Genomic DNA, 11,634 nt, shown 5'->3' on the forward strand with positions numbered 1-11,634 from the left:
AATGATTATTTGGAGGTACAACACAATGTTACAAGCTAGTGAATACAAACAAAAAGTTCTGACTGTACGACAAAGGCAAAAGTTGCACAAATATGTCTCAATTTGTGTCGGGTTATTACTTTTGATGTTAGCAACATTTCCTATAGCATACCTACGAGTCAGTGGTAGTGGTAAATATAATGGTGGTGCATTTAATTCTTTAACTCTTGAAGAAAACGAAAGACCTGAATTAAAAGGCGATCGCTAACAATTCAGGTGTTGGTGAAGCGCGTGTATGATATTAATCTTAATTATTTAGGAGTCAACCCACCCCTCGCCCCTCCCCCTCCCTGGATGGGAAGTCAGGAGTCAGGAGGAAAGGAAGAAGAAGAAAGAGTAGTAGAGGGAGAAAGTTTTTTGTTTGCGCTCTTATCCGGACAAGATATGATACCTCTTTTCACCAACGCCACAATTCAAAAACCTATTATAGCAAAAGGAAGAAGTCAGCGGGAGCTGTTGGCGCAGCTTGATGAACCACATCGTCATAATCAAAACCCTGTAGGGACGTTCCATGGAACGTCTCTACTGTGGTGTACTGAAATGAAAACCGCTGTAAATCCCAAATGGGTTCTCTGTTCCCTGTTCCCTATTTTCCCGAAATATCTATTTTAATTGCGAATAACGATGATTATCAATTTTGTCAAATGTACCATTGTACACAAAGTTTTTGACCATATCTGCGTTAAAGAATTCGTGAGGAAAACCGAGTTCAATTTGACTTACTTTCTCAAGTTGCTGAATTTGAGCTGCTGATAATTCCACATCTACACATTGAATATTATCTTCAATATGAGAAACTTTTCTAGCTCCAATTATGGGAATTACACCTTTATTTAATAACCAACTTAAAGCAACTTGTGACGAACTTTTTCCTATTTCTTCTGCAACCTTATCTACTTCTTTAGCAATACTCAAATTGCGACCGCTCTGATTCACAAAATCTTTCATCATTTCATTGTCTAGTCTGCGCTCTTCTTCTACATTAGCTTTGGTATATTTTCCAGTCAACCAACCACTAGCTAGAGGCGACCACGCAGTTACCCCAATATCTAAAGTATGAGCCATCGGTAAAAGTTCTCTTTCTGGAGTGCGTTGAATCAGACTATACTCAATTTGTAAACCGATAAATTGTGTCCAACCCCGTAATTCAGCCAAGGTATTGCATTGAGAAACAACCCAAGCAGGAGCATCGGAAATACCAAGATATAAGACTTTTCCTGCTCTAACCAAATCGTCAAAAGCTCGCATTACTTCTTCCGGTGGGGTCATAAAATCCCAAGCGTGCAACCATAAAACATCAATATAGTCAGTATTAAGACGTTTGAGACTACCTTCTACCGATTGCACCATATTTTTGCGTTGGTTTCCGCCACCATTAGGATTATTATCGCCAAAACCATTGGTATATTTAGTGGCTAAAACAACAGCTTCTCTTTCCGAGGCAATAAACTCACCGAGAAATTTCTCACTTGTACCGTTGGTGTAAACATTGGCAGTATCAATAAAATTACCGCCTGCTTCACGGAAGACTTGATAAATTCTTTGGCTTTCTTCTTGAGAAGAACCCCAACCCCAGTCTTCACCAAAGGTCATTGTACCTAAACAGAGTTCGGATACTCTGAGTCCACTTTTTCCTAATAATTTATATTGCATCTTGTTATCTACTCCGAAATAGTTAAGTGAGTGAATTAAACAATATCTATGATACCTTATAGGACCAATTTGGTATCTTTGTGGTACGTAAAAATTTTTGAGCTACTTGTCGGTCTTTAGGTAGAGGCAATACAAGAAAAAGCGGATGCGACCCCGCGCTCTTCGGGTTCGGCGAAGTTAGTCAGGGATTACTTCTGATATCATGTCCGAAGGCAATCGTTTGTTTCAACAATGAATAATGAATAATGAATAATGAATAATGAATAATTACCTCTTCTTTTCAAGGAGAGGATTGACAAAGAGATGAAAATTTTTCTTCACAGGAGTCGATTGGATATGGCGAGGAGACCTCGCCATCCCCCGACCGCTTATTATCCCCTTAAAAGGGGAGGCTTTAAACCACAATTTTTCGGTAAACCCCAAGGGTAAATATCTACAGGAAATTTAAGTTTTTTTCTTTCTCTTAAATCTTTCTGCTTCTTCCCTTTTCCTTCTTCCTTCTTCCTTACCTTAGCTATACAATCTGTACATGATATGACTTCTGTAGGGGCGAATGCCATTCGCCCCTACTGACTTCTAACTTGTGCGTAGCGCTATATACCCGCTTATCCTCTGAGCAAGAAATCATCTTCACTAATAGATGGGGTATTCGTGAGATTAGCAAATTCACCACCACTGCCAAATTCTGCTGCTGTACCATTTGCATTGTAGAACAATTTACCGTTGTTGCTGTTATAAATAATAAATGCTTCTGAAGTTTCTGCCTCAGCATCACTGGTAACTATGGCAAATTCAATATTAACGCTGAAACCTGTTCCTGAGTCACTGGTAATAGCAGTAAACGTGCTTTTGTCTAGGAGAATAATATCTTGTCCCGGAACAAAGTCAGTAATGTCATCTATTCCTATATCGTCTGAGTTAAATTCATCATTCGTATTGAAAATAAAACGGTCAATACTAGCACCACCAGTCAGAGTATCATTACCCGTACCACCATTGAAGCGATCGCGACCTTGACCACCAACGAGAGAGTCATTACCATTACCACCAAAAAGGAAGTCGTTACCTTGACGACCTTCTAAAGTATCATCGCCGTCTTTTCCATAGAGGAAGTCGCTACCTCGACTACCAATAATTTGGTCATCACCACCACGACCGTTAATAGTGTCATTACCTGCCAAACCTATAATGGTATTGTTTTCATCTGTGCCGTTGAGGCGATCGTCATTAGGAGTGCCAGTAATTTGTGTTGAGTTTTGTAATTCCACTGCACCAATATCAACCCCCTCTCCTACAAAGCGCGGTTCCCCTCGTTGGTCGGTGGTAAGTGCGTTGGGATTACTGCCTGCATCAATAGCGGGACTATTGGGAAGAGGTAAATGGGTGAAGGTGGGGCCACCATTGTCTGCTAGGTCTACAAGTAGAGGGTCGACGATACCTGTTTGGTCGTTGTTACCGTTGAAGTTATTGATGGCGTTACCTGTGCCAATCAAGTTGTGGTTGCCACTGCTAAAGGTATTATTACTTCCTGTGAAGTCAACGTCGCTATTGACATTTCCAGAGACAATGCTAGAAGTAACAGTGGTGATGGGGTTAAACTCAGACTCATCAAAAGTTTTGCTAAGAATACCACTTCCTTGCTCTTTCAGAGCTTCATTCAAAGTAATGGTACTGTTGCTGATGATAGCTGTACCCGCTGCATTGTAGATACCACCACCATTATTATATGCCGAATTACTACTAATTGTACTGTTGCTAATACTGACTGTAGTACTAAGTGAATTGTAAATGCCACCACCATTATTATATGACGAATTACCACTAATTGTACTGTCGCTGATATTAGCTGTTGTACCAATTGAGAACCTGATGCCTCCACCATTGTATGCCGAATTACTACTAATAGTACTGTTGCTAATACTGACTGTACCTGGTTGGCTGTGGATGCCACCACCTTCAGCTACTTCTGAATTACCACTAATAACGCTATCATGGATATCAATTTTACCTGAGTTACTGACACCACTCCCCCAGATATTAGCTACATTGCTACTTATCATGCTGTTGTTGATAGTAGCTGTACCTGAGTTGCTTACACCACCACCTTTACTAGATGCTGAATTACCACTAATAGTGCTATTATTAATAATAGCTTGACCAAAGTTGAGGATACCTCCACCTAAATAATTTGAAGAGTTGCTACTAATATTGCTGTCGTTGATACTAGCTGTACCATCGTTTAATATGCCTCCACCATTGTATGCTGAATTACTGCTAATAGTAGTGTTGTTTATAGTGGCTGTGCCTTTGTTGTTGATACCTCCACCACTAATAAAATCTTCTGAATTACTAACAGTACTGTTATTGATGCTAATTGCGCCCGAATTATAGATACCTCCACCAGAATTGCTACTAATATTGCTGTCGTTGATACTAGCTGTACCGGAGTTTCCAATGCCTCCTCCGTCAAAACTTGCAAAATTGCCACTAATATTGCTGTCGTTGATAGTAGCTGTACCTGAGTTTTTAATCCCACCACCCTGAATACTTGCATAATTACCACTAATAGTGCTATTATTAATACTTACTGTACCTGTATTATAAATACCACCACCAAGAGGCTGGGAGAATATGTTAGAACCTTGATATACTGAGTTGCCATTAATAGTAGTATTGTTAATACTTACTGTGCCTGAGTTGTAGATACCACCACCTGAATCACCAGTTACAAACCCACCAGTAATTTCTACATTCTCAAACTGTAGGGAGCCATCCTCCAGAACATGAAATACTCTGTCATTTAGTTCTGTTTCACCCCCCGCATCAATAACAGCCTTTTCTTCTCCCTCAGAAATAACTATTATTTCTCCACCACCAGCAACAATATCTAAATCTCCTGTGGCAGCAGCATCTTCGTCACTACCAGAAATAGTTAAATTATATGTTGCTCCCGCTGTCAGTTGAATAGTATCATCTTCTGGTGTACTGTTAGCTTCAATAATTGCTTCCCGTAAAGAAATCACACCATCACTATCATCTAATACATCATCAGTAGTATCCACCACAATATTTGCCAACACCCCGGCATAACTCGCCCTAACTTCTGGTGTAAATGCCAACGCTGACTTGAGTTGACCAAATATTACTTCTAAATTCCAGTTACCACCTCTGCGAACATTTCCAGTCAGTGTTTCCGATGCTGCAATATTTGCTCCTGTGAGTTGATGCAGTTGTCTGATAAATTCTCTACCTTCCTTACCACTTGCTACCTGACAACCATAAATTAATATTTCCCCATCAGCAGATAAGCATTTGCCCCACTTTTGAATACTCTTAGTATATTGATGAATATTTTCATTTTTCAGGATACTGTTTCCCAGATACAAAGCACCTTTTGCGCCATGAGAAATAATATGAATTGTCTCTACATTTAGGCATTCACACAGACTTTTAGATATTTGGTCTATACCATTTCCATTGGGTTCTAGGATAACTACTTTTGTCTGAGGATCGACCTCTGGAATTAAATGATGGTAATTTTCTACCTTAGAGTCAATGAATAAAAGTTTGGTTTGATTCATAATCTAGGAGGGTTGTAGAGTAAAACTACAATATACCATCATTTTGTATTATTTCCTAATTTATTAATATTATTTTATGTTTAGAGTCGATCAAAATAATATTGGTCGCGCAAACCCGCCTTGACTGGCGCAATATTTTTGGAGCGAAGCTCAAATCCCCTACTTCCCCTCCCCTCCTGGGAGGGGTTAGGGGTGGGTTAACTTCTGACTTCTGACTTCGTTATCCTCTGAGCAAGAAATCATCTTCACTAATAGATGGGGTATTCGTGAGATTAGCAAATTCACCACCACTGCCAAATTCTGCTTCTGTACCGTTGGCATTGTAGAACAATTTACCGTTGTTGCTGTTATAAATAATAAATGCTTCTGAAGTTTCTGCCTCAGCATCACTGGTAACTATGGCAAATTCAATATTAACGCTGAAACCTACTCCTGAGTCACTGGTAATTTCAGTAAACGTGCTTTTGTCTAGGAGAATAATATCTTGTCCCGGAACAAAGTCAGTAATGTCATCTATTCCCATATCCTCTGAGTTAAATTCATCATTCGTATTGAAAATAAAGCGGTCAATACTAGCACCACCAGTCAGAGTATCATTACCCGTACCACCATTGAAGCGATCGCGACCAATACCACCAACAAGAGAGTCATTACCATTCCCACCAAAGAGGAAATCGTTATCTTGACGACCTTCTAGAGTATCATCGCCGTCTTTTCCATAGAGGAAGTCGCTACCTAGACTACCAATAATTTGGTCATCACCACCACGACCATTAATAGTGTCATTACCTGTCAGACCTGTAATGGTGTTGTTTTCATTTGTGCCGTTGAGGCGATCGCTTTGAGGAGTGCCAGTTATCTGCGGTGAATTTTGTAATTCCACTGCACCAATATCAACCCCCTCTCCTACAAAGCGCGGTTCCCCTCGTTGGTCGGTTGTAAGTGCGTTGGGATTACTGCCTGCATCAAGAGCGGGACTATTGGAGAGAGGTAAATGGGTGAAGGTGGGGCCACCATTGTCAGCTAGGTCTCCAAGTAGAGGGTTGGTGATTCCTGTTTGATCGTTGTCACCATTGAAGTTATCAATGGCATTACCTGTACCTATAAGGTTATTGTCACCACTGATAAGATTATTATTACTTTCTACGGAGTTAACGTCACTGTTAACAAGGGCGGAGATAATGCCAGTAAAATTACCAGATATAATGCTCGAGGTGACAGTCGTAGTAGGATTGTAATCATAAAAATAGAAATCATTATTGTAATATAAATTGTTGTGAAATATACCACCACCGCGATTATTACTAATCGTGCTATTGCTTACTGTAACTGTATCTGAGTTATGGATGCCACCACCACTACTAGCTAGGTTACCACTAATCGTACTATTAATGATACCTATGCTGCCGCCGTATTTGTTATGGATGCCACCACCATAATTAGCTCTATTACCACTAATCGTGCTATTAATGATATTAGCCATACCATTAAAATCATTGTTCACACCACCACCACTGCCCCCAAATACAGCAGAATTATCACTAATCGTGCTATTGTTAATATTCAATGTACCTTTATTGTTGACACCACCACCATCACCTCTATAACCTAATTCTGTAGTATTAACTAAATTGCTACTAATCGTGCTATTATTAATGCTTACTGTGCCTAAGTTTGCAATTCCACCACCACTATAGGCTGAATTCTCACTAATTGTACTGTTGTCAATATTCAATGTGCCCTTATTGTTGACACCACTACCCAACCCCGCTGAGTTGCCACTAATAGTGCTGTTGTTCATATTGACTATACCTTTATTGTAGATACCACCACCAATTGTGTTGTAGGAGTAGATGTCAGTTCTTGAGTTTTCACTGATATTGCTGCTGTTGATATTGATTGTACCTGAGTTGTAAATACCCACACCAAGAACGTAACTGCTGCTGAAGGAGAAGTAGAGATCGCCAGTTACTGAGTTGCCACTGATGGTGCTGTTATTAATATTGACTGTGCCTTTGTTGTAGATACCCACACCAATTGTGTTGTAGATTTCACCACCGTCGATACCGTCAGTTACTGTACCTGAGTTGCCACTGATGGTGCTGTTATTAATATTGACTGTACCTGAGTTGTATATGCCTCCACCAGAACCATTAGTTAAAAACCCACCTGTCACTTCTACATTTTCTAACTGTAGAGCAGCATTTTCCAAAACATGAAACACCCTGTGATTAATTCCACTCTCACCCCCCGCATTAATAACAGCTTTTTCTTCTCCCTGTGAAATAACTGTTATTTCCCCACCACCAGCAACAATGTCTAAATCTCCTGTAGCAGCAGTATCTTCATCACTACCAGAAATAGTCAGATCATAAGTTGCTCCTGCCGTAAGTTGAATAGTATCGTCTTCCGGGGTACTGTTAGCTTCAATTATTGCTTCCCGCAAAGATGTCACACCATCACTATTATCCACTACATCATCAGTAGTATCTACCACCATATCTGCCAACACCCCTGAATAACTTGCCATAACTTCTGGGGTAAATGCTAACGCTGACTTGAGTTGACCGAATATTACTTCTAAATTCCAGTTACCACCTCTGCTAAGATTTCCAGTCAGTGTTTCTGAGGCAGCAATATTTGCTCCTGTGAGTTGATGCAGTTGTCGAACAAATTCTCTACCTTCTTTACCACTTGCCACCTGACAACTATAAATCAAGATCTCCCCATCAGCAGATAAACATTTGCCCCACTTTTGAATACTCTCACTATATTGATGAATGTTGTCTAGACTTAGAATAGTGCTTCCCAGGTACAAAGTATTTTTTGCCCCATGAGAAATAATATGAACTGTCCCTACGTCTAGGCATTTAGCCAGACTTTGAGATATTTTGTCTATACCATTTTGATTGGGTTGTAGGATAACTATTTTTGTCTGAGGGGCAACCTGTGAGATGAGGCGATCGTAATTTTCTACCTTGGAGTCGATGAATAATAGTTTTGTTTGATTCATAATTTAAAAGGGTTTTTCAGTACCAGAAAAAAATATAAATAACCTAAAACTAACACTTATACGACGGCCACAAATTCTTTCTTTGTGAAAATTTTATATTTTTTGAGTCACACATAATTAAGACTTACCGAAAAATTGTGGGTATGCGCCTCCCCTTGGATAGGGGATAATAAGCGGTCGTTTGCGCAGCATTCCGTAGGATGGGATGGCGAGGTCTCGGAGCCATATCCAATCGACTCCTGTGAAGAAAAATTTTCATCTCTTTGTCAATCCTCTTCTTTTCAAGGAGAGGTAATTATTAATTATTCGGTAGTCCTGCATGGTAATGGTGAAGATATATCTTTTTTAATTTCTCCCGCACTCCCCATCCCCCCATCTCCCCATCTCCCCATCTCCCGCACTCCCTATCTCCCCACACACTCTCTACCATTACTATGCACCACCACCAATTATTCATTATTAATTATTCATTATTGAAGCACGAGGTAGGAAAAAGTAGCGTTTGAGATTGCTTTCCGTTCCGGACTGCTCCGCAAACCCTGTGGGTCGCTTCGGACAGAAATAAGTTCTACTGCGTAAGTCCTAATAATAATTACAGCGGTTTTCCTGCACGGTAGACCACAGACGTTCCATGGAACGTCCCTACAAGGTTTTGTTTGTGAAGATGTGGTTCATCAACTTGAAAAGCGCTGTAAGGTAGTCCTGCTCGCGTAATGGCATACAGGAAAAAGGAATATCTGGCACAGGAACAAGATGCTCCCACTGCCGTACCTCGTCAAAAATAATGACAATGCACCATCACCATAATAGACATATCCAGAAAAGAGGGAGTAGGCAGTAGGCAGTAGGCAGTAGGAAGAAAGAATTAATGATTTCTGTGTGATAATTGATTTGATTTTGGATTTTTGGAGATGTCTAATTAATTTTATCCTTTCAGCAAGAAATCATCCTCACTAATAGATGCAGTATTCGTGAGATTAACAAATTCACCACCACTTCCAAATTCTGCTGCTGTTCCATTTGCATTGTAGAACAATTTACCATTGTTGCTATTGTAAACAATAAATGCTTCTGAGGTTTCGGCATCAGAGTCACTGTTAACTATGGCAAATTCAGCATCGACACTAAAACCTGTTCCTGAGTCACTGGTAATAGCTGTAAAAGTGCTTTTATCTAGGAAAATTACATCTTGTCCCGGAACAAAGTCAGTAATGTCATCTATTCCGATATCGTCTGAGTCAAATTCATCATTTGTATTGAAAATAAAACGGTCAATACTAGCACCACCAGTCAGAGTATCGTCGCCTGCACCACCATTGAAGCGATCGCGTCCCTGACCACCAATGAGAGAGTCGTTACCATTACCACCAAAGAGGCGATCGTTATCTTGACGACCTTCTAGAGTATCATCGCCGTCTTTTCCATAGAGGAAGTCGCTACCTAGACTACCAATAATTTGGTCATCACCACCACGACCATTAATAGTGTCATTACCTGCTAAACCTGTAATGGTGTTGTTTTCATTTGTGCCGTTGAGAATTTCACTTTCAGGAGTACCAGTAATTTGTGTGGTTTGAACTTCTACTGCACCAATATCAACTGCCCTACCTACAAACCGTGGTTCCCCTCGTTGGTCTGCATCAAGGTTGTTTGGATTACTGCCTGCATCAATGGCGGGACTATTGGAGAGAGGTAAATGGGTCAATGTGGGGCCACCATTGTCAGCAAGGTCTCCAAGTAGCGGGTCAGTAACACCCGTTTGATCGTTCTCACTATTGAAGTCATTGATGGTGTTACCTGTGCCAATCAAATTATTGTCACCACTGATAAGGGTGTTGTTATTTTCTACGGAGTCAACGTCACTGTTGATATTACCAGAGATAATGCTAGAGGTTACAGTGGCATTGGCGTCAAAGGTGAAGAAGGTGTAGTTAGTGTCATTATAAAGATATGCTGCTTTTTGTAGAATACCACTCCCTAAACCTGAAGGAGCTTCATTACTAGTAATGGTACTGTTGCTAATGTTAGCCACACCAAGATTACCGATACCGCCTCCACCACCATAGGATGCTGAATTACCACTAATAGTGCTATTGTTGATAATAGCTGTAGCACCTAAGTTGTAGATACCTCCACCATAAAATAATGTTGAATTACCACTAATAGTGCTGTCACTTATATTAGCTGTACCATCAGAATTTCTGATACCACCACCACGATTAGCTGAATTGCCACTAATAGTGCTGTCACTTATATTAGCTGTACCTAAGTTGTTAATGCCACCACCACGATTAGCTGAATTACCGCTAATAGAGCTGTTGCTGATATTAACTGTATTTGAGTTGTATATACCACCTGCTGTATCTGCTGAATTATTGCTAATAGTGCTATTACTGATATTAGCTATACCTGAGTCGCTTTCAAAACCACCTGAGTAGTTGCCTATACCACCACCTATACCTGCTGAATTACCACTAATAGTGCTGTTGCTGATACTAACTGTGCCTAATAAGTTTGAGGTGCCTCCACCCACAACTGCTGAATTATCACTAATAGTGCTGTCGGTGATATTAGCTGTACCGAAAAAGTTTGAGATGCCTCCACCGTTAAAATCTGCTGAGTTATCACTAATGGTGCTGTTACTGATACTGACCGTGCCATATAAATTGAAGATGCCTCCACCAAAGGTATTGCTAAAATTACCACTAATAGTGCTGTCGCTGATATTAGCTGTACCTGTGTTTCGGATGCCTCCACCATAAAATGCTGAGTTATTACTAATAGTACTGTTGCTGATATTAGCAGTACCTGTATTGTGGATACCACCACCACCATCACTCAAGAAATTTTCTAAATTACCACTAATAGTGCTGTTGTTGATACTAACTGTACCTGAGTTATAGATACCACCACCTGAATTACCAGTTACAAACCCTCCAGTAATTTCTACATTCTCCAACTGTAGGAAACCATTCTCCAAAACATGAAACACCCGATCGCCTATTCCACTTTCACCCCCAGCATCAATAACAGCTTTTTCTTCTCCCTGTGAAATAACTGTTATTTCTCCACCACCAGCAACAATATCTAAATCTCCTGTGGCAGCAGCATCTTCGTCACTTCCTGAGATAGTCAGATTATACGTTTCTCCTGCCGTAAGTTGAATAGTATCGTCTTCCGGGGTACTATTAGCTTCAATTATTGCTTCCCGCAAAGAAGTAACACCATCACTATCATCCACTACATCATTAGTAGTATCCACCACAATATTTGCCAATACTCCTGGATAACTTGCCCTAACTTCTGGAGTAAACGCCAATGCTGACTTAAGTTGACCAAATATTACTT

Annotated in this window: 8 protein-coding genes; 2 read left to right on the forward strand and 6 right to left on the reverse strand. The window is 40.3% G+C overall.

Annotation, left to right across the window (positions count from 1 at the left end):
• Nucleotides 1-25: 25 nt before the first annotated feature.
• Together F6K23_RS26425 and F6K23_RS26430 are read left to right on the forward strand one after the other, a co-directional pair.
• The gene (locus F6K23_RS26425; RefSeq protein ID WP_293161314.1) at nt 26-247 is read left to right on the forward strand and encodes a hypothetical protein; all 222 of its coding nucleotides are present in this window, start codon (nt 26-28) and stop codon (nt 245-247) included.
• A 14-nt stretch (nt 248-261) separates the two neighbouring features.
• On the forward strand, nt 262-651 hold the full coding sequence (locus F6K23_RS26430; protein ID WP_293161315.1) for a hypothetical protein: 390 nt from the start codon (nt 262-264) through the stop codon (nt 649-651).
• On the opposite strand, the gene F6K23_RS26435 is transcribed toward F6K23_RS26430, so the two are convergent.
• The 6 genes from F6K23_RS26435 to F6K23_RS26460 form a co-directional block, all read right to left on the reverse strand.
• On the reverse strand, nt 643-1,692 hold the full coding sequence (locus F6K23_RS26435) for an aldo/keto reductase (protein WP_293161316.1): 1,050 nt from the start codon (nt 1,690-1,692) through the stop codon (nt 643-645). The two genes, F6K23_RS26430 and F6K23_RS26435, sit on opposite strands and share 9 nt — an antisense overlap.
• A gap of 371 nt (nt 1,693-2,063) precedes the next feature.
• On the reverse strand, nt 2,064-2,252 hold the full coding sequence (locus F6K23_RS26440; RefSeq protein ID WP_293161318.1) for a hypothetical protein: 189 nt from the start codon (nt 2,250-2,252) through the stop codon (nt 2,064-2,066).
• Between the two features lie 45 nt (nt 2,253-2,297).
• The gene (locus F6K23_RS26445; protein WP_293161320.1) at nt 2,298-5,273 is read right to left on the reverse strand and encodes a DUF4347 domain-containing protein; all 2,976 of its coding nucleotides are present in this window, start codon (nt 5,271-5,273) and stop codon (nt 2,298-2,300) included.
• A gap of 220 nt (nt 5,274-5,493) precedes the next feature.
• Entirely contained in the window at nt 5,494-8,286 is a 2,793-nt protein-coding gene (locus F6K23_RS26450) for a DUF4347 domain-containing protein (protein WP_293161322.1), read from the reverse strand.
• A 298-nt stretch (nt 8,287-8,584) separates the two neighbouring features.
• Nucleotides 8,585-8,743, reverse strand: a complete 159-nt coding sequence (locus tag F6K23_RS26455; protein ID WP_293161324.1) for a hypothetical protein — start codon at nt 8,741-8,743, stop codon at nt 8,585-8,587.
• Between the two features lie 468 nt (nt 8,744-9,211).
• On the reverse strand, nt 9,212-11,634 hold a 2,423-nt coding region (locus F6K23_RS26460), incomplete at its 5' end, for a choice-of-anchor Q domain-containing protein (RefSeq protein WP_293161326.1).

This window comes from Okeania sp. SIO2C9, assembly GCF_010672455.1.
Lineage (GTDB): Bacteria > Cyanobacteriota > Cyanobacteriia > Cyanobacteriales > Microcoleaceae > Okeania.

What these genes read in the sequence shown, in the direction of transcription:
- F6K23_RS26425 (WP_293161314.1), top strand. Translation starts at nt 26, where the DNA reads ATGTTACAAGCTAGTGAATACAAACAAAAAGTTCTGACTGTACGACAA.
- F6K23_RS26435 (WP_293161316.1), bottom strand. Translation starts at nt 1,692, where the DNA reads ATGCAATATAAATTATTAGGAAAAAGTGGACTCAGAGTATCCGAACTC.
- F6K23_RS26440 (WP_293161318.1), bottom strand. Translation starts at nt 2,252, where the DNA reads ATGGCATTCGCCCCTACAGAAGTCATATCATGTACAGATTGTATAGCT.
- F6K23_RS26445 (WP_293161320.1), bottom strand. Translation starts at nt 5,273, where the DNA reads ATGAATCAAACCAAACTTTTATTCATTGACTCTAAGGTAGAAAATTAC.
- F6K23_RS26450 (WP_293161322.1), bottom strand. Translation starts at nt 8,286, where the DNA reads ATGAATCAAACAAAACTATTATTCATCGACTCCAAGGTAGAAAATTAC.
- F6K23_RS26455 (WP_293161324.1), bottom strand. Translation starts at nt 8,743, where the DNA reads ATGAATAATTGGTGGTGGTGCATAGTAATGGTAGAGAGTGTGTGGGGA.